We start from the raw sequence: 16666 nt of genomic DNA on the forward strand, positions 1-16666 counted from the left end.
TGTCCAGCGCTGCAAGCGCAGCGCCGGGCAGGCAATCAGTTCGCGAGTGCGGCCAGCGCGCGCGCGGTGATCTCTTCGACCGTGCCCATGCCGCTGATGGCGCGGTACTGGGGCGCCTGCGCGGCGTCCTTCTCGGCCCATTGGCGGTAGTAGTCGACCAGCGGACGTGTCTGGTCGCTATAGACCTGCAGGCGCTTTTGCACCGTTTCTTCCTTGTCGTCTTCGCGCTGCACCAGGTCTTCGCCGGTCACGTCGTCCTTGCCAGCCACCTGGGGCGGGTTGAACTTGACGTGGTAAGTGCGGCCCGAAGCAGGGTGCGAGCGGCGGCCGCTCATGCGTTCGATGATGGCGTCGAACGGCACATCGATTTCAAGCACATAGTCGAGCTTGACGCCAGCGGCCTTCATGGCATCGGCCTGGGGAATGGTGCGGGGAAAACCGTCGAACAGGAAGCCGTTGGCACAGTCGTCCTGCAGGATGCGTTCCTTGACCAGGCCGATGATGATGTCATCGCTGACCAGTTGACCCGCGTCCATTACCGCCTTGGCTTGCTGGCCCAGCGGCGTTCCGGCCTTGACGGCAGCCCGCAGCATATCGCCGGTGGAGATTTGCGGGATGCCGTACTTCTGGCAGATGAAAGCAGCCTGTGTGCCTTTGCCGGCGCCGGGAGCGCCCAACAAAATCAGTTTCATGGAAATCCTCGAAGTGTTGAAATATTTTTGGGCGACGATGGAACCTGGCGGCAGTTGCGCCGGCGCAGCCCATGTCGCGTTTTTTCGCGGCAAGGATAGCACGCGTGCAGCCCTGTGGACTGCGCGCCGCTGATGGATTCGTGACACCGGCCATGCCGGGCAAAGTGGCCAGTCAGGCCCAGCCGCCTGTGCTGTTCGTGCACTCCCTGAATTTGCGAATTGTTTTGATTTTCTGTTATTTCAGAAAGTAGTGGTTGAAATCGTGAAGATTTCTGCACCAGATAGGGGCAAATTTTTGCATCTTGCCCACATTGGTGCTCAGCCCAGCAGTGCGCGCACGCGCTCGAGGTCGGCTGGAGTATCGACGCCGGCGCCCGGCGCATCGTGTGTCACATGCACGGCGATCTTGTGACCATGCCACAGCGCGCGCAGCTGTTCGAGCGCTTCGAGCGCTTCGGTCGGTGCGGGCGCAAGCTGGGGAAAGCGGCGCAGAAAGCCCGCGCGGTAGCTGTAGATGCCCACATGGCGCAGCGGCGCAAAGCCCGTGTGGCCTGCAAGCGCCGCCGGGTTGTTCCACCAGGCTTCGTCGGCATGGTCGCGTGCAAAAGGAATCGGCGCGCGGCTGAAATACTGGGCCAGGCCCTGGGCGTCGCAGACGACCTTGACCACATTCGGGTTGCGCCAGTCTTCCAGCGTCTCGATGGCGTGGGCGGCCGTGCCCATGCTGGCTTCGGGCGCGTCGGCGAGCAGGTGTGCCACGGCATCGATCAGCTGCGGGTTGATCAGCGGTTCGTCGCCCTGAACGTTGACGACGCAATCGCTGCCATCGAGGTCGAGTTGTTCGCAGGCTTCGGCCAGGCGGTCGCTGCCGCTTGCGTGGTCGGCGCGCGTGAGTATGGCCTGCACGCCATGGGCTTCGCAGGCGGCGACGATGCGTTCGTCGTCCGCGGCCACCACCACTTTCGTCGCCTGGCTCAGCAGCGCGCGCTGGGCGACGCGCACCACCATGGGCAGGCCCGCAATGTCCGCGAGTGGCTTGTCGGGCAGGCGGCTCGACGCCATGCGCGCGGGAATCAGCACCGTGAAGCCGCTGCTGGTGAACAGCGCGGGCGTGGCAGGGGCGTGCGTATCGCTGGTCACGCTTCGAGCTCCTCGTCGCTCAGGGTGCGGGCTTCATTTTCGAGCAGGATGGGCATGCCGTCGCGCACGGGGTAGGCCAGGCGCGCGCTGCGCGAGACCAGTTCCTGGCGCTCGCGGTCATAAGTCAGAGGGCCCTTGGTCACAGGGCAGACGAGCAGTTCGAGGAATTTGGCGTCCATGGCGGTAGGGAAAAGAAGATCAGTGATTCGATGATAGTGAGAGAGCCTGCTCCAGGGCAGGGAAAAATCCCTCGTCAATGGAGATTTCCAGCGGCACGGCCCAGGCTTGGGGCTGCAGCGCCCACAGCTTGACTGCGTCCTTTTCAGTGCAGATCAATGCCTTGGCGGCGCTGCTCATGCCGTTCCAGCTCTCAAAATTATAGTGATCGGGCAAAGCCTCGGTCATTGCCAGCGTCAGGCCCTGGGCTTGCAGCATGGCGAAAAAGTCCGCGGGCCGCGCCACGGCCGCGAGCGCGTGCAGCGGCTGGCCGCGCAGCGCTGTCAAGGCCATGCACTCGCCGTGCCCATTGATCGCGTGATCCGCGAGCCGGCGCTGCAGCGCGAATGCGGGCGCCGGACCCGCGGGGCGCGCGCCCGCGTACAGCACCAGATCGACCTTGCGCGGCCAGGGTTCGCGCAGCGGGCCCGCGGGCAGCAGAAAGCCGTTGCCCGTGCCTTCGTCGTTGAACACGCAAAGCTCGACGTCGCGCGCCAGCGCAAGATGCTGCAGGCCGTCGTCGCAGACGATCACTTGCGTGGCCGGGTAGCGTGCGCGCAGCGCGCGAACCGCATCGATGCGCGCGCGCGCGACGAACACCGGCGCGCCGCTGGCACGCGCCAGCAGCGCGGGCTCATCGCCCACGCTGTGGGCCGGGCTTTCGGGCGTGGCTTCGCGGCAGTCCTGCGTGCTGCGGCCGTAGCCGCGCGAGACAATGCCCACGGTCAGTCCGCGTTGCTGCAGATGGCGCACCACGGCCAGCGTGACCGGCGTCTTGCCCGCGCCGCCGGCGATCACATTGCCGACCACGATCACCGGAATGCCGGCGTGCTGTTGGCGCAACAGGCCGCTCGCATAGAGCGCGCGGCGCAGGAGCACCAATGCGCCGTAGAGCAGCGACAGCGGCCATAGCGCCCAGGCCAGCGGCCCGCGTCGGCGCCAGGCAGTCTGAAGTTCGCAGGAGGAGGCCATCAGGTCGAAGCGGCCAGCCGGCACCAAGCGCTCAGCGCCGCTCGGTATGGGACGACTGGGTCGCAAACGTGATTTGCGACAGGCCGGCGCGGCGCGCGGCTTCCATCACCGAAATCACCGCCTGATGTGGCGCGGTGGCGTCGGCGCTGATGATCAGCACGCTGTCCGGGCCTTTTTGCGCCAGGCTGTTGAGGCCCTGGGTCAGTGCCGCCACGCTGGTGTCGGCCAGCCCGGTCTTGTTGATCGCATAGCGGCCGTCCGCGGCCACGGAAACAATGATTTCCTGCGGGCGGTTGCGCTGCTGTTCGACGTTGGCGACCGGCAGCGTGAGCTGCAGTTCGGTGAATTTGCTGTATGTGGTCGACAGCATCAGAAAGATCAGAATCACCAGCAGCACGTCAATGAACGGGATCAGGTTGATCTCGGGTTCGTCGCGGTGGCGGGGACGGAAATTCATCAGGCAGGCCTCGGGTTCAGGGCGTGGCTTACTTGCGCAGCCGGGACAGATGGCGCACGAACTGCTCGGCCGAAAGCTCCAGCGTCAGCAGGTATTCGTCGACACGGGCGCGGAAGTAGCGCCAGAAGATCAGCGCGGGAATCGCCACGATCAGGCCGAAGGCGGTGTTGTAGAGCGCGATCGAGATGCCGTGCGCGAGCTGCGCCGGGTCGCCGCCGCCCGTGGTCGGGCCGCTGCCTTGCGAGCCGAAGATCTCGATCATGCCGATCACCGTGCCCAGCAGGCCCAGCAGCGGCGCGGCCGAAGCGATGGTCGCCAGTGCGCTGAGGTATTTTTCGAGCTTGTGCGCCGCGGCGCGGCCCGCGCCTTCGACGGCCGCACGCAGCTCTTCCTCGGACGCGCCGGGGTGCACATGCAGCGTGCGCAGGCCGCTGGCCAGCACTTCGCCCAGCGTGGAGTTCTGCGCGAGTTGCTGCACCACATCGGGTGCGGGCACGCCTCTGGACGAGACCGCAAGGGCCTCATCGAGCAGTTGGGGCGGCGCGACGCGGGCGGTCTTGAGCGCCATGAAACGTTCGAAAACCAGCGCCAGCGCCAGGATGGAGCAGGCAATCAATGGCCAGATGGGCCAACCTGCGGCTTGTATGATCGACAGCAATTACTCTCTCCAGGCGAAGGGGTGCAGCTCGGGATTATGGCCCAGGCGCCAGGCCTCCCGGACGCAAAGTTCGAACGAATGCTGCGCCGCAGCGCAGAGCGGGCCTGCACCACAGTCATTTTTAGAAAGCGTTTTGCTGTATGTATGATTTTTCCGAGCCGCCGCGGGCTACGGTCTGGGAGGTGGGGGCGCTGTGCCGGGCGATTGCCGATGCGCTGCAGGCGCGCTTCAATCCGGTCACGGTGCGCGGTGAAATCACCGGTTTTTCGCGCGCCTCCAGCGGCCACTGCTATTTCAGCATCAAGGATGCGCAAGGCCAGATCCGCTGTGCGATGTTTCGCCGCGCGGCCATGCAGCTCGATTTTTCACCGCGCGACGGCGAACTCGTCGAGCTGCGCGGCAAGCTGGGCGTCTATGAACAGCGCGGTGATCTGCAGCTGATCGTCGACAGTCTGCAGCGCGCGGGCCAGGGCGCGTGGTTCGAGCAGTTCTTGCGCCTCAAGGCCCAACTGCAGGCCGAAGGCCTGTTCGACGCCGAGCGCAAGCGCCGCCTGCCCGCGATGCCGCGCGGCATAGGCCTGATCACCTCGCTGGGCGCGGCCGCGCTGCACGACGTGGTCACGGCGCTGCGCCGGCGCGTGCCGCACATTCCCGTGGTGCTGGTGCCGGCGCTGGTGCAGGGCGCGACCGCGCCGCAATCGCTGCGCGACGCGCTGTCCCAGCTCTACCGCATGGCCGGGCCAGGCGCTCAACCGTCCGGGCCGCAGATCGATGTGATCTTGCTGGTGCGCGGCGGCGGCTCCATTGAAGATCTGTGGGCATTCAACGACGAGCAACTCGCGCGGCTGATCGTGCAAAGCCCGGTGCCGCTGATCAGCGGCGTGGGCCACGAGACCGATTTCACCATCGCCGATTTCTGCGCCGATCTGCGCGCGCCCACGCCCACGGCCGCGGCCGAACTGGTGTCGCTGCCGCGGGACAGCTGGCTGGCCGAACTGGGCCAGGGCGCGCATCGCCTGCAGGCGGCCGCCCAGCGCCACCTCGACCGCCAGCAGCAGCGCCTGGACCACGCGACCCAGCGCCTGGGCCGGCCTTCGGGGCAACTGGGCCGCAACCAGCTGCAGCTCGCGCGCAGCGCGCAGCGCCTGCGCCATGCGATGCAGCTGCGCCTGCAGCGCCAGCAGCACATCCAGCAGCAGCTCGCGCGCCAGATTCCTCAGGGTTTGCAGCGCGGGCTGGAAGCCCAGCAACGCAGGCTCGAACGTTCGGCGCTGCGCCTCGAACTGCTCGATCCGCGCCATGCGCTGCAGCGCGGCTATGCCTTGCTGACCGATGCCAAGGGCCAGGCCGTGACGCGCGTCGCTCAGGCCAGACCTGGCGATGCGCTGCGCGCGTCGCTGTCCGACGGCGACATCGATCTGACCGTGAGCCATCCGCGATTGCTGTAAAGAAAACGCATGCCGACTGTCGGACACCAGCGAAACATGGCCGCATGCTTAAGCATATGCTGCGCGCGGCCCGCGGTTGTTCCTACAATGTCTGATGTGAGGACGGCGCGCTGCCAGTCGGTGCAGCCGGGCCCCATCAGATCTGCGAGCTGCAAGGCCCGGGGCCTGGCTTGTGAATAATTCAAACCACCACGAGGAAAACACCATGGAACATACCCTGCCACCACTGCCTTACGCCATCGACGCCCTGGCACCCAACTACAGCCAGGAAACGCTGGAGTACCACTACGGCAAGCACCACAACGCGTATGTCGTGAACCTGAACAACCTGCAAAAGGGCACGGAATTCGAATCGATGACGCTCGAAGAGATCATCAAGCGTTCGTCCGGCGGAATCTACAACAACGCAGCCCAGATCTGGAACCACACGTTCTTCTGGAACTGCCTGACCCCCAATGGCGGCGGTGAACCCACCGGCGCGCTGGCCGATGCCATCAACCAGAAGTGGGGCAGCTACGCCGCCTTCAAGGAATCGTTCGTGAAGTCGGCCGTGGGCAACTTCGGTTCGGGCTGGACCTGGCTGGTGAAGAAGGCCGACGGCTCGGTCGACATCGTCAACACCGGCGCTGCCGGCACGCCCCTGACGACCGAAGACAAGGCCCTGCTGACCGTCGACGTCTGGGAACACGCCTACTACATCGACTACCGCAATGCACGTCCCAAGTTCGTCGAGACTTTCCTCGACAAGCTGGTGAACTGGAAGTTCGCGCAAGCCAACTTCGCCTGATTGGCAGGGCAGCATGGCTGCCCATGTCATGGCAAAAGGCCTGAAGAGCAATCTTCAGGCCTTTTTTTTGCGCGCTACACGCAATTGCTGCACTGCGGCAAACTTTTTTCTGCGTTGGCTGGGGTTTGTCCCAGTCGGTAAAGCAGGGAAAAAGACCAACTCTTATACAAGACATAAGAAAAAAGCGGCCGGCTCGGGTTAGAATTTTTGCATTGTGAGAACCCGTTGCAAAAAATTGCGAACTGTTTTTGCGGTGCGCGCACAATCCCTTTGGTTCACTCCAGCGGACTGCGCGGCGCGCGGCTGGCCGGCGGCTTGACCCCCCTTTTTACTACCTGAGACAAGAGATGAGCACCCAGCAATCCACCATCATCTATACCCTGACCGATGAGGCGCCGCGCCTCGCGACCAGCGCTTTTCTGCCTATCGTGCGCGCGTTCACCGCGCCTGCGGGCGTCAATGTCGAAACCAGCGACATCTCGGTGGCGGCACGCATTCTGGGCGAGTTCCCAGAATTCCTGACCGAAGAACAGAAGGTTCCGAACAACCTGGCCGAGCTGGGTCGTCTGACGCTGCTGCCCGAGACCAACATCATCAAGCTGCCCAACATCAGCGCTTCGGTGCACCAGTTGGTCAGCGCGATCAAGGAACTGCAAGGCAAGGGCTATGCCGTGCCTGATTTCCCCGAAGATCCGAAGAGCGACGAAGACAAGGCCATCCTCAAGCGCTACTCCAAGTGCCTGGGCAGCGCCGTGAACCCCGTTCTGCGTGAAGGCAATTCCGACCGCCGCGCACCGGCCGCCGTGAAGAACTACGCGCGCAAGAACCCGCACAGCATGGGCGAGTGGAGCATGGCTTCGCGCAGCCACGTGGCGCACATGACCCACGGCGACTTCTATCATGGCGAAAAGTCGCTGACGCTCGACAAGGCGCGCGACGTCAAGATGGAACTCGTGACCACCAGCGGCAAGACCCTGGTGCTCAAGCCCAAGGTGTCCCTGCTGGCCGGCGAAATCATCGACAGCATGTTCATGAGCAAGAAGGCGCTGTGCGACTTCTATGAATACCAGTTCGAAGACGCACGCAAGACCGGCGTGATGCTGTCGCTGCACGTCAAGGCGACGATGATGAAGGTGTCCCACCCCATCGTCTTCGGCCACGCAGTGCGCATCTTCTACAAGGAAGCTTTCGAGAAGCACGGCAAGCTGTTTGACGAACTCGGTGTGAACGTCAACAACGGCATGGTCAACCTCTACGACAAGATCGCCACGCTGCCGACCTCGAAGAAAGAGGAAATCATCCGCGACCTGCACGCCTGCCACGAGCACCGTCCCGAACTGGCCATGGTCGACTCGGCCAAGGGCATCACCAACCTGCATGCGCCCAACGACGTGATCGTCGACGCGTCCATGCCGGCCATGATCCGCATCGGCGGCAAGATGTGGGGTGCCGATGGCAAGCCCAAGGACACGAAGGCCGTGATCCCCGAGTCGACTTTCGCCCGCATCTACCAGGAAGTCATCAACTTCTGCAAGACCAACGGCAACTTCGACCCCGTCACCATGGGCACCGTGCCCAACGTGGGCCTGATGGCCCAGCAGGCCGAGGAATACGGCTCGCACGACAAGACGTTCGAACTCGCTGAAGGCGGCGTCGCCAACATCGTCGACCTGGCCACGGGCGAAGTGCTGCTGTCGCAGAACGTCGAAGCCGGCGACATCTGGCGCATGTGCCAGGTCAAGGACGCCGCGATCCGCGACTGGGTCAAGCTGGCCGTGACGCGCGCGCGCAATTCGGGCATGCCTGCCGTGTTCTGGCTCGACCCCTATCGTCCGCACGAAGCCGAGATGATCAAGAAGGTCGAGACCTACCTCAAGGACCACGACACCAACGGTCTCGACATCCAGATCATGTCGCAAGTGCGCGCCATGCGTTACACGCTCGAGCGCGTGATCCGCGGCCAGGACACCATCTCGGTGACCGGCAACATCCTGCGCGACTACCTGACCGACCTGTTCCCCATCATGGAACTGGGCACCAGCGCCAAGATGCTGTCCATCGTGCCGTTGATGGCTGGTGGCGGCATGTACGAAACCGGTGCCGGCGGCTCCGCTCCCAAGCATGTGCAGCAGCTGGTCGAAGAGAACCACCTGCGCTGGGATTCGCTGGGCGAGTTCCTGGCGCTGGCGGTGTCGCTGGAAGACCTGGGCATCAAGAACGGCAACAACAAGGCCAAGATCGTCGCCAAGACGCTGGACGAAGCCACGGGTCAGCTGTTGGACAACAACAAGAACCCCTCGCCCAAGACCGGCCAGCTCGACAACCGCGGCAGCCAGTTCTACCTGGCTCTGTACTGGGCCCAGGCCCTGGCCGCGCAGACCGACGACGCCGAGCTGGCTGCCCAGTTCGCGCCGCTGGCCAAGCAGCTGGCTGACAACGAGCAGACCATCGTCGCCGAACTGCTGGCCGTGCAAGGCAAGCCCGTCGACATCGGTGGCTACTACCAGCCCGAACTGGCCAAGCTCGACGCCGCAATGCGCCCCAGCGCCACGCTGAACGCAGCCCTGGCATCGGCCAAGGCCTGATGCCTGGGCGCCCCGCTCGCGGGGCGCGGCTGAAAACAAAAAGCCGGCGGCGTCCGAAAGGAGCCGCCGGCTTTTTTGTGTGCGTGCCGCTCAGCGGCTGGTGAACGGCCTGCCCGTGAGCTTGGCGCCGGCCTTGAGATTCTTTTGCGCGAACCAGCCCTGGTTCATCTCCAGCACATAGCGCACGGGCTGGGCCGAGCAGTGCGAGGCCTCGCTCAGCGGCTGCATGTCGGCCAGGTTGACGATGGTGCCGTCGTCGGCGACGAAAGCGGCCGTCAGCGGCAGCAAGGTGTTCTTCATCCAGAAGCACTGGCGCGCGGGCTGCTCGAACACGAACAGCATGCCTTCGTGCGCCGGCATTTCCTTGCGGTGCATCAGGCCGATCTGGCGTTCGTTGAACGTCTGCGCGACCTGCGCGTCGATGCGGAACATGCCCGCGCGCAGTTCGGTGCGCGGCAGCTGCATCTGGGGCTTGTCTTCGGCCCGGACCTGCGGCGCGCCAGCGGCGCCGAGCAGCGCCAACAGCGCGGCGGCAAGGGCGAGGGCAGGGCGGCGCAAAGGCGTGCGCAGCGCGGTAAAGCGGGCGGAAAAAGCAGGCATGGCGTGGAAAATGTTCAGACGATGCATGGAAGAAAGAGGCATGCACGCAGTCTGCCAGAATCGGGGCTGTGTCTGTCGACCAAGGGCGGCGAAATCTGGCATTCGGGCCTGCGCCATTTTGGTGCAAACTCGCAGGACTTTGTCGCTAAAATCGTGGGGCTTTTCCCCTTGCTGAATGAATTCAGCGTTCTCACCGGAGAGTTTTGTCAATGACCCGCTACCAGCATATCCAGGTGCCCGCCCAAGGCCAGAAGATCACGGTGAATGCCGACATGTCCTTGAACGTGCCGGACGAGCCCATCATTCCCTATATCGAAGGCGACGGCACGGGCCAGGACATCACGCCGGTGATGCTCAAGGTGGTCAACGCGGCCGTGGCCAAGGCCTATGGCGGCAAGAAGAAGATCCACTGGATGGAAGTCTACGGCGGCGAGAAGGCGACGCGCGTCTACGGCCCCGACGTCTGGCTGCCCGAGGAAACGCTGGAAGTGCTGCGTGAATACGTGGTCTCGATCAAGGGCCCGCTCACCACGCCCGTGGGCGGGGGCATTCGCTCGCTCAACGTCGCACTGCGCCAGGAACTGGATCTCTATGTCTGTCTGCGCCCGGTGCAGTACTTCAAGGGCGTGCCTTCGCCGCTCAAGGCGCCCGAAAAGACCAATATGGTGATCTTCCGGGAAAACTCCGAAGACATCTACGCGGGCATCGAATACGAAGCGCGCAGCGACAAGGCGAAGAAGCTGATCGATTTTCTGATCAACGAGATGGGCGTGAAGAAGATCCGCTTTCCCGAGACTTCGGGCATTGGCATCAAGCCGGTGTCGATCGAGGGCACCGAGCGCCTGGTGCGCAAGGCCATCCAGTACGCGATCGACAACGACAAGCCCAGCGTGACCATCGTGCACAAGGGCAACATCATGAAGTTCACCGAGGGCGGTTTCCGCGACTGGGCCTATGCGCTGGCGCAAAAGGAGTTCGGCGCCGAGCCCATCGACGGCGGCCCGTGGCACAAGTTCAAGAGCCCGAAGACCGGCAAGGACATCGTCATCAAGGACTCGATCACCGATGCCTTCCTGCAGCAGATCCTGCTGCGCCCGGCCGAATACTCCGTGGTCGCGACGCTCAACCTCAACGGCGACTACATCTCGGATGCGCTCGCGGCCCAGGTCGGCGGCATAGGCATCGCGCCCGGCGGCAACATGTCCGACTCGGTGGCCTGCTTCGAAGCCACGCACGGTACGGCGCCCAAGTACGCGGGCAAGGATTATGTGAACCCGGGCTCGGAAATCCTGTCCGCGGAAATGATGTTGCGCCACATGGGCTGGACCGAGGCCGCCGATCTGATCATCCATTCGTTGGAAAAAGCCATTCTGAGCAAGCAGGTCACCTATGACTTCGCGCGCATGATGGATGGCGCCACCCAGGTCTCGTGTTCTGGTTTTGGCGCGGTGATGATCGCGCAAATGGACTGACCGGGTCCGCGTGGCGCTGCCGGCACACGTGCCGAAATCAATGGAAATCGGCGTCGAAATTGCTCTTCACTCCGGTAGCGCTGGCCGTGCCTTGTTCGCCCGGCACTGATACGGATGAATCCTCATCGGGCATGCAATCCATAGTGATATTGGCGGACGCCTGATTCAATGGATCTTCTATCGGTGTGTCATCGTCATCTTCCGGCAATGCTTGACCAGGGTGGGCAGGCCCGCCATTGGGGTCGCGGTTGTGCGTGAAGACTGGGGCAAAGACTCCAGTGCCGCCAGTACCGCCAGGGCCGCCCGCCGCGCCGGATCCATTGAAATCATCGCGACCTGGCGAGACTGTGGAATCGTCGGAGTCCTTCGAATCCCGCGCGTTGTCGAGATCGGTATAGTCGGTTTCGTAGTCCTTGGCGACGAACTTCTTGCCCCGGTGTATCGCCGAGAACCGTATATGGACAGCGCCCTCGGCAGCGTCTTCCATGTTGAGAAGCTCAGACAGCCTTGCTTGCAATTTCGCCAGCTTGGCCTGCTTTGTGTTGTGTGTGTTCAACAAGGCTTCCGACTCGCCAGCAAGGCGCTGCAGTTGCTCAGCGACTGACCCAGCGATATCGTCATAAATGTCAATTGCTCTGAGTGAAAGTATCTCTGCTTCCACTACATCGCGCGACTTGAGTAACCAGGAATATTTTTCTTCCGAGTTTTCCGCGTTTGTGAGCAACGATTCGAATTTCTCCATTTCTTTTTGTTTACGGTTCAAAAATGAAGAAATGAATTCCCGCATGTTGTTCGCTCCGTCCAATTTCTCATGCAGACGGTTCTCCCGCTGCTGAACATCCGCTATCGATTGGGTCAAACTGCTCACATCCAGATCAAAATGGATGAAGCGTTCCATTGCAGGAAGAATAGTTCCCCAGTCCATGTCATTCGGATCATCTTCGTTCGGAACCTGGCGTTTGGCGCTGCCGATCAGTTCTTCTATCCGGGAAGATGTGGATCCCCAGTCAGGATGGTTTACATACTCAGGAAAATTGCGCTGTAAAAATTGCTGGATCGGTGAAGCGGAGGAATCGATAAGTAACTGTTCTCGTTGTTGTGGCGAAAGAGCACCATAGACAGCAAGAGCTTCTAAGAATCCGCAGACGCACTAAAGAATGTATGTGGCGTAGAAGATGGATTGACTTTAGGCTCCGCTGGTTCATGGTGCCCCAAGGACTCGAAGGCGGGATATTCTGGCTCGGGTTCTGACTTAGCTTCGGATTCCGGTTGCGACTTCCGCGTGATGGGCATGCTGTAGACAGCCTTGGAATCCGTGTCATCGCAGAGCAATGGCGCGGGTGGGGCTTCGGCGCCGACCACCAGGTCCATGCCGCTGTCACTATCGTTGGAAGAGTCGGAAGCGCCGCTGGAGAGGGTTTTCACGGGTTTGAAAGGTCGTGGCATAACAATTGCAGTGGTTAAGAGAGACCGCATGCAGCGGTCTATCGGCGTTCGATCAGCAGCATCGCCAGCTGGGCTGACGGATGCGAGCAAAAAACGCGCTGGTTAAGGTTATGGCTATTAATTCTATATGTTTAATAGTATTTGTCAATCATGCAAGGCGTTTGTGACGGCTTGTGCGATGCGTGCAACACGCCTGGAAACCGCGAGGGTGGCATCCGCACGCAGCCGGCGTGGGCCGGTGCAACGACTCGAAGTCGTCCGCTTGAAGCGCAAATAGCTTTCGCCGGTTGCGTTGGCTTGGGTAATTTGTTTCGCTTGGACACGGAAGTGCGCAAGACTGTGCTATAGTTCATCCATCGACGTAGGGGAAGCAGCAATGCCTTCACTGCTGAAAAAATACCGCGCGATGGAGCAGTCTGGTAGCTCGTTGGGCTCATAACCCAAAGGTCGTAGGTTCAAATCCTTCTCGCGCAACCAACTTGTTCCAGCCCTGGCTGGAAATGCAAAAAGCCCACTTCGGTGGGCTTTTTGCATGGCGTTGGCAGGAAGCAAGGGGCTTTTGCTTGCAGTCGAAAAGTGGATGAATTCTTGCGCTTTCGAGGCTTTTGTCGCAAGACTGTGCTATAGTCGATCTCTAGGCGCAAATAAGTGTGAAAATACATCCCGCTGAAAAAATACCGCGCGATGGAGCAGTCTGGTAGCTCGTTGGGCTCATAACCCAAAGGTCGTAGGTTCAAATCCTTCTCGCGCAACCAACTTGTTCCGGCCTTGGCTGGAACGCGCAAAAAAGCCCACTTCGGTGGGCTTTTTTGCGTCCGTCGCTGCCAGCGAATGTTGAGGCGGTGGCAGTCCGCATGGAATCGATGCGGGAAAGCAGAACTCAGGCCGTCGCGCTCTTGACGCGCACGGGAATGTTCGCGGCGTGCAGAGGGTTCGCTTGTGCCTGCCGCGGCACGCAAAGCAGCGGATTGCACTCGGAAAAGTAGCCGCCCACGCTGCCGCGCGGCAGGTCGAAGGGCACCACGCGCATGCCTGCAAGCCCGCGACCCTGTTCGTCGCTCGACACCGTGGTGACATGCGCCAGATCTCCCTCGACCAGACCGCGTGCAACCATGTCGTGCGGGTGCATGAACAGCAGCTTGCGCGTGTCCCAGATACGGCGAAAGTGTTCGTCCATGCTGCGGCCGCTGGTGTCGAACGCAGCGTCGCTGGGCAGCGCCATGAGCCGCAGCACGGTGGGGTCGGCGCCGTCGTCGCTGCTCGCTGCAGGCGGGCGGCTTTGGGGCTTGGCCGGTCTGGACCAGGCGAAACCGCCGGTCTGGTTTTGTGGACGCAACACACCTGGGCCCGGGGCTTTCAGCGAGCCCCAGTTCACAGCCGGTTGGGCAGTCGGCGGCAAGGACGGCGAAGCTGGGTTGAAATCCATGGTGATGCTCGTGGGTAGGAGGGACAACCGACTGTCGATGGCTTTCGCGTCGTCGTTCGTCAGCCATGCGAGCCGCGCCGCGTAGGAGGTCGCGCCATGCGCGCCGTCGTGCGTCAGCCGACCATTCCGCCCCAGGCCATGAGCTGGCGCATGAGCCAGGCCGCGGCCGCGAGCGCGCTCACGCTCGCGGTCCAGATCATCAGCAGCCAGCCGAGCTGGCGCAGCAAGGGTGTGGTGCGCATGGGTCGCCTCAATGGTAGTGATCGCCGTGGCGGACCTTGCCGCGGAACACGTAGTAGCTCCAGGCCGTGTAGCCCAGGATGATGGGAATGATGAACAGCGCGCCGACCAGCGCAAAGCCCTGGCTGGATGCGGGTGCCGCAGCCTGCCAGATGGTCAGCGAGGGCGGCAGAATGATGGGCATGATGCTGATCACCAGGCCCGAGTAGCCGAGAAAGGTCACGAACAGCGCCAGCGAAAACGGGCTGGCATTGCGCTGCTCGGAGCCCAGCGTGCGCCACAAGGCGGCCAGGCTCAGAACGACCAGGAAGGGCACGGGCAGCAACCACTGGAGCGCATCCGCGCCGAACCAGCGCTCGGCGATATGGCCGTGCAGCAGCGGCGTCCAGAGGCTCACTGCGGCGATCGCGATCGCCATCACGATGGTGCTGGCGCGCGCGGCGCGGCGCAGTTCCTGCTGCAGCCGGCCTTCGGTCTTCATCACCAGCCAGGTGCTGCCCAGAAACACATAGGCCGCGACCAGGCCGCAGCCGGTGAACACGCTGAACGGGCTGAGCCAGTCCCAGGCACCGCCCACGAACACGCCGCCCTCCAGCTCTATGCCCATCAGGATCGCGCCCAGCGTCACGCCCTGCATCAGCGTCGCGAGCAGCGAGCCGCCCGCAAATGCCTTGTCCCAGATATGGCGGCGCGCGTCGCCGGCCTTGAAGCGGAACTCGAAGGCCACGCCGCGCAGGATCAGCCCGATGAGCATCAGCATGATGGGCAGGTACAGCGCGCTCAGCACGGCCGAGTAGACGACAGGGAAGGCGGCCAGCAGGCCCGCGCCGCCGAGCACCAGCCAGGTCTCGTTGCCGTCCCAGATGGGGGCGATGGTGTTCATCATCACGTCGCGGTCATGGCGGTCCTGGAAGAACGGGAACAGCATTCCCACGCCCAGATCGAAGCCGTCCATGACCACGTACATGAAGACGCCCAGCACGATGATGCCGGCCCAGATGATTGACATGTCGATTCCCATGGGGAAGGTTCTTTCACAAAGAATTCAAAGCGGGGTGGGAGCATTCGCGCCGGAGAGGGGGCGCATGGGCTGATTGGCTTCGCCGGGACCGCCTTCGGCCGGCGGCTCGCCTTCGTGGGGCGCGGTGGCGAGCATCTTCAGACCCATCAACGTGCCCGTGCCGAAGACCAGCAGGTAGACGACGACCAGCAGCGTCAGCGAGATCGCGAGGTGCGAAATATCGTGATTCGACACGCCCTGGGCGGTGCGCATCACGCCATAGACGATCCAGGGCTGGCGGCCGGTTTCGGTGACGAACCAGCCGGCCAGCAGCGCCACCAGGCCGGATGGCCCCATTGCCACGCAGAACCGGTGAAACCAGGCGCTGTCGTAGAGGCGCCCGCGCCAGCGCAGCCAGGCGCCGCACAGCGCGAGCGCGATCATCAGCGAGCCCAGGCCGACCATGACGCGAAACGACCAGAACACGGTGGCGACATGCGGCAGGTCTTGCGGCGCGAAGTCGGAAAGCGCGGGAATGGTGCCGTCCCAGCTGTGCGTCAGCAGCAGGCTGCCCAGTCGGGGGATTTCCAGCGCGTGGTGGTTCTTTTGTTCTGCCTGGTCGGGCAGGCCGAACAGCACCAGCGGCACGCCCGCGCCCGGTTCGGGGTGCTCCCAGTGGCCTTCGATCGCGGCGAGCTTGGCGGGTTGGTGTTCGAGCGTGTTCAGGCCGTGCTGGTCGCCGACAAAGGCCTGCAGCGGCGCCGCGATCAGCAGCATGCCCAGTGCCATGGAAGTCATGCGGCGCACCATGGGCGTGCGATGGCCCTTGAGCAGATGCCAGGCGCCCGTGGCCGCGACGATCAGCGACGTCGCAAGAAACGCCGCGATCACGGTGTGCACCAGCCGGTAGGGAAAGGACGGGTTGAAGATGATGGCAATCCAGTCGACCGGCACGACGATGCCGTTGATGATCTCGTGGCCCTGAGGTGTCTGCATCCAGCTGTTCGAGGCCAGTATCCAGGTCGCGGAAATCAGCGTGCCCAGCGCCACCATCAACGTCGAGAAGAAGTGCAGGCGCGGGCCGACCTTGTTCCAGCCGAACAACATCACGCCCAGAAAGCCGGCTTCGAGGAAGAACGCCGTCAGCACTTCATAGGCCAGCAGCGGCCCGGTGACGCCGCCCGCGAAATTCGAGAAGCCGCTCCAGTTGGTGCCGAACTGGTAGGCCATGACCAGGCCCGACACCACACCCATGCCGAAACACAGCGAGAAGAACTTGATCCAGTAGTGGTAGAGGTCGCGGTAAAGCGTCTTGCGCGTGTAGAGCCACAGGCCTTCGAGCACGGCCAGGAACGAGGCCAGACCTATGGTGATCGACGGGAAGACGATGTGAAAGGAGATGGTGAACGCAAACTGGATCCGGGCCAGGTCGAGCGCGCTGAGATCGGGGAGGGTAAGCATATGCGGCTGGAGTTTACTGAGTTTTCAGTAATTACTGAAAGTTCAGTAAGTTATGGGCGCGTGCCT

General features: G+C 62.8%; 18 protein-coding genes and 2 tRNA genes. 8 read left to right on the forward strand and 12 right to left on the reverse strand.

Annotated features, from left to right (window positions below):
• Window positions 1-35: 35 nt before the first annotated feature.
• Window positions 36-692: an adenylate kinase gene (gene adk, locus KHY18_RS19115; RefSeq protein ID WP_213303516.1), complete on the reverse strand. Its 657-nt coding sequence runs from the start codon at window positions 690-692 to the stop codon at window positions 36-38.
• On the opposite strand from adk, the gene KHY18_RS27285 reads away from it, so the two are divergent.
• Complete coding sequence (locus tag KHY18_RS27285) at window positions 691-825, forward strand: hypothetical protein (protein WP_283771347.1); 135 nt, start codon at window positions 691-693, stop codon at window positions 823-825. The genes adk and KHY18_RS27285 overlap by 2 nt on opposite strands.
• A 185-nt stretch (window positions 826-1010) precedes the next feature.
• Here KHY18_RS27285 and kdsB read toward each other — a convergent pair whose 3' ends face one another.
• From kdsB to KHY18_RS19140, 5 genes are read right to left on the reverse strand one after another with little or no spacing between them, the layout of a single operon-like run.
• The gene (gene kdsB / locus KHY18_RS19120) at window positions 1011-1832 is read right to left on the reverse strand and encodes a 3-deoxy-manno-octulosonate cytidylyltransferase (protein ID WP_349630317.1); all 822 of its coding nucleotides are present in this window, start codon (window positions 1830-1832) and stop codon (window positions 1011-1013) included.
• On the reverse strand, window positions 1829-2011 hold the full coding sequence (locus KHY18_RS19125) for a Trm112 family protein (protein WP_159913403.1): 183 nt from the start codon (window positions 2009-2011) through the stop codon (window positions 1829-1831). The genes kdsB and KHY18_RS19125 overlap by 4 nt, the downstream gene beginning before the upstream one ends.
• Before the next feature lie 19 nt (window positions 2012-2030).
• Window positions 2031-3020, reverse strand: a complete 990-nt coding sequence (gene lpxK, locus KHY18_RS19130; protein ID WP_213303519.1) for a tetraacyldisaccharide 4'-kinase — start codon at window positions 3018-3020, stop codon at window positions 2031-2033.
• A 31-nt stretch (window positions 3021-3051) separates the two neighbouring features.
• Window positions 3052-3477 (reverse strand): ExbD/TolR family protein, encoded by a 426-nt coding sequence (locus KHY18_RS19135; RefSeq protein ID WP_213303522.1) that lies wholly within the window; start codon window positions 3475-3477, stop codon window positions 3052-3054.
• Window positions 3478-3505: 28 nt separating this feature from the next.
• A complete protein-coding gene (locus KHY18_RS19140) occupies window positions 3506-4135 on the reverse strand; it encodes a MotA/TolQ/ExbB proton channel family protein (protein WP_213303525.1) in 630 nt (209 codons plus the stop codon).
• 140 nt (window positions 4136-4275) lie between these two features.
• On the opposite strand from KHY18_RS19140, the gene xseA reads away from it, so the two are divergent.
• The 3 genes from xseA to KHY18_RS19155 all read left to right on the forward strand — a co-directional run bounded on the left by xseA (window position 4276) and on the right by KHY18_RS19155 (window position 8955).
• A complete protein-coding gene (gene xseA / locus KHY18_RS19145; RefSeq protein ID WP_213303528.1) occupies window positions 4276-5583 on the forward strand; it encodes an exodeoxyribonuclease VII large subunit in 1308 nt (435 codons plus the stop codon).
• A 205-nt stretch (window positions 5584-5788) separates the two neighbouring features.
• Entirely contained in the window at window positions 5789-6370 is a 582-nt protein-coding gene (locus KHY18_RS19150; RefSeq protein WP_213303531.1) for a Fe-Mn family superoxide dismutase, read from the forward strand.
• A gap of 347 nt (window positions 6371-6717) precedes the next feature.
• Window positions 6718-8955: an NADP-dependent isocitrate dehydrogenase gene (locus KHY18_RS19155; RefSeq protein ID WP_213303534.1), complete on the forward strand. Its 2238-nt coding sequence runs from the start codon at window positions 6718-6720 to the stop codon at window positions 8953-8955.
• Window positions 8956-9045: 90 nt separating this feature from the next.
• On the opposite strand, the gene KHY18_RS19160 is transcribed toward KHY18_RS19155, so the two are convergent.
• A complete protein-coding gene (locus tag KHY18_RS19160; protein WP_213303536.1) occupies window positions 9046-9555 on the reverse strand; it encodes a DUF192 domain-containing protein in 510 nt (169 codons plus the stop codon).
• Window positions 9556-9558: 3 nt separating this feature from the next.
• Between KHY18_RS19160 and KHY18_RS19165 the strand changes: the two genes are divergently transcribed.
• Together KHY18_RS19165 and icd are read left to right on the forward strand one after the other, a co-directional pair.
• Window positions 9559-9768, forward strand: coding sequence for a hypothetical protein (locus KHY18_RS19165; protein WP_213303539.1), 210 nt, complete (start codon window positions 9559-9561; stop codon window positions 9766-9768).
• Window positions 9765-11027 carry an NADP-dependent isocitrate dehydrogenase gene (gene icd / locus KHY18_RS19170; protein WP_213303543.1) on the forward strand — a complete coding sequence of 421 codons (1263 nt, stop codon included), beginning with the start codon at window positions 9765-9767 and terminating at the stop codon, window positions 11025-11027. Before KHY18_RS19165 ends, icd begins: the two co-directional genes overlap by 4 nt.
• A 37-nt stretch (window positions 11028-11064) precedes the next feature.
• Here the strand turns inward: icd and KHY18_RS19175 are convergent, their stop codons facing one another.
• Window positions 11065-11952 carry a hypothetical protein gene (locus KHY18_RS19175; RefSeq protein WP_213303547.1) on the reverse strand — a complete coding sequence of 296 codons (888 nt, stop codon included), beginning with the start codon at window positions 11950-11952 and terminating at the stop codon, window positions 11065-11067.
• Window positions 11953-12873: 921 nt separating this feature from the next.
• Here KHY18_RS19175 and KHY18_RS19180 point away from each other — a divergent pair.
• Window positions 12874-12950, forward strand: a tRNA-Met gene (locus KHY18_RS19180).
• A gap of 201 nt (window positions 12951-13151) precedes the next feature.
• A tRNA-Met gene (locus tag KHY18_RS19185) sits at window positions 13152-13228 on the forward strand.
• 125 nt (window positions 13229-13353) lie between these two features.
• On the opposite strand, the gene KHY18_RS19190 is transcribed toward KHY18_RS19185, so the two are convergent.
• The 4 genes from KHY18_RS19190 to KHY18_RS19205 all read right to left on the reverse strand — a co-directional run bounded on the left by KHY18_RS19190 (window position 13354) and on the right by KHY18_RS19205 (window position 16600).
• On the reverse strand, window positions 13354-13899 hold the full coding sequence (locus tag KHY18_RS19190) for a hypothetical protein (protein ID WP_213303551.1): 546 nt from the start codon (window positions 13897-13899) through the stop codon (window positions 13354-13356).
• Between the two features lie 113 nt (window positions 13900-14012).
• Window positions 14013-14141, reverse strand: a complete 129-nt coding sequence (locus KHY18_RS19195; RefSeq protein ID WP_213303554.1) for a DUF2474 family protein — start codon at window positions 14139-14141, stop codon at window positions 14013-14015.
• Between the two features lie 8 nt (window positions 14142-14149).
• Entirely contained in the window at window positions 14150-15160 is a 1011-nt protein-coding gene (cydB, locus tag KHY18_RS19200; protein ID WP_213303558.1) for a cytochrome d ubiquinol oxidase subunit II, read from the reverse strand.
• A 24-nt stretch (window positions 15161-15184) separates the two neighbouring features.
• A complete protein-coding gene (locus KHY18_RS19205) occupies window positions 15185-16600 on the reverse strand; it encodes a cytochrome ubiquinol oxidase subunit I (protein WP_213303561.1) in 1416 nt (471 codons plus the stop codon).
• Window positions 16601-16666: the final 66 nt, after the last annotated feature.

It is taken from the genome of Acidovorax sp. CCYZU-2555, assembly GCF_018413525.1.
Taxonomy (GTDB): domain Bacteria; phylum Pseudomonadota; class Gammaproteobacteria; order Burkholderiales; family Burkholderiaceae_C; genus Comamonas.

What these genes read in the sequence shown, in the direction of transcription:
- KHY18_RS19195 (WP_213303554.1), bottom strand. Translation starts at nt 14,141, where the DNA reads ATGCGCACCACACCCTTGCTGCGCCAGCTCGGCTGGCTGCTGATGATC.
- KHY18_RS19190 (WP_213303551.1), bottom strand. Translation starts at nt 13,899, where the DNA reads ATGGATTTCAACCCAGCTTCGCCGTCCTTGCCGCCGACTGCCCAACCG.
- KHY18_RS19125 (WP_159913403.1), bottom strand. Translation starts at nt 2,011, where the DNA reads ATGGACGCCAAATTCCTCGAACTGCTCGTCTGCCCTGTGACCAAGGGC.
- adk (WP_213303516.1), bottom strand. Translation starts at nt 692, where the DNA reads ATGAAACTGATTTTGTTGGGCGCTCCCGGCGCCGGCAAAGGCACACAG.
- KHY18_RS27285 (WP_283771347.1), top strand. Translation starts at nt 691, where the DNA reads ATGGAAATCCTCGAAGTGTTGAAATATTTTTGGGCGACGATGGAACCT.
- KHY18_RS19155 (WP_213303534.1), top strand. Translation starts at nt 6,718, where the DNA reads ATGAGCACCCAGCAATCCACCATCATCTATACCCTGACCGATGAGGCG.
- icd (WP_213303543.1), top strand. Translation starts at nt 9,765, where the DNA reads ATGACCCGCTACCAGCATATCCAGGTGCCCGCCCAAGGCCAGAAGATC.
- lpxK (WP_213303519.1), bottom strand. Translation starts at nt 3,020, where the DNA reads ATGGCCTCCTCCTGCGAACTTCAGACTGCCTGGCGCCGACGCGGGCCG.
- KHY18_RS19160 (WP_213303536.1), bottom strand. Translation starts at nt 9,555, where the DNA reads ATGCCTGCTTTTTCCGCCCGCTTTACCGCGCTGCGCACGCCTTTGCGC.
- cydB (WP_213303558.1), bottom strand. Translation starts at nt 15,160, where the DNA reads ATGGGAATCGACATGTCAATCATCTGGGCCGGCATCATCGTGCTGGGC.
- KHY18_RS19175 (WP_213303547.1), bottom strand. Translation starts at nt 11,952, where the DNA reads ATGGACTGGGGAACTATTCTTCCTGCAATGGAACGCTTCATCCATTTT.
- KHY18_RS19135 (WP_213303522.1), bottom strand. Translation starts at nt 3,477, where the DNA reads ATGAATTTCCGTCCCCGCCACCGCGACGAACCCGAGATCAACCTGATC.
- KHY18_RS19205 (WP_213303561.1), bottom strand. Translation starts at nt 16,600, where the DNA reads ATGCTTACCCTCCCCGATCTCAGCGCGCTCGACCTGGCCCGGATCCAG.
- xseA (WP_213303528.1), top strand. Translation starts at nt 4,276, where the DNA reads ATGTATGATTTTTCCGAGCCGCCGCGGGCTACGGTCTGGGAGGTGGGG.
- KHY18_RS19150 (WP_213303531.1), top strand. Translation starts at nt 5,789, where the DNA reads ATGGAACATACCCTGCCACCACTGCCTTACGCCATCGACGCCCTGGCA.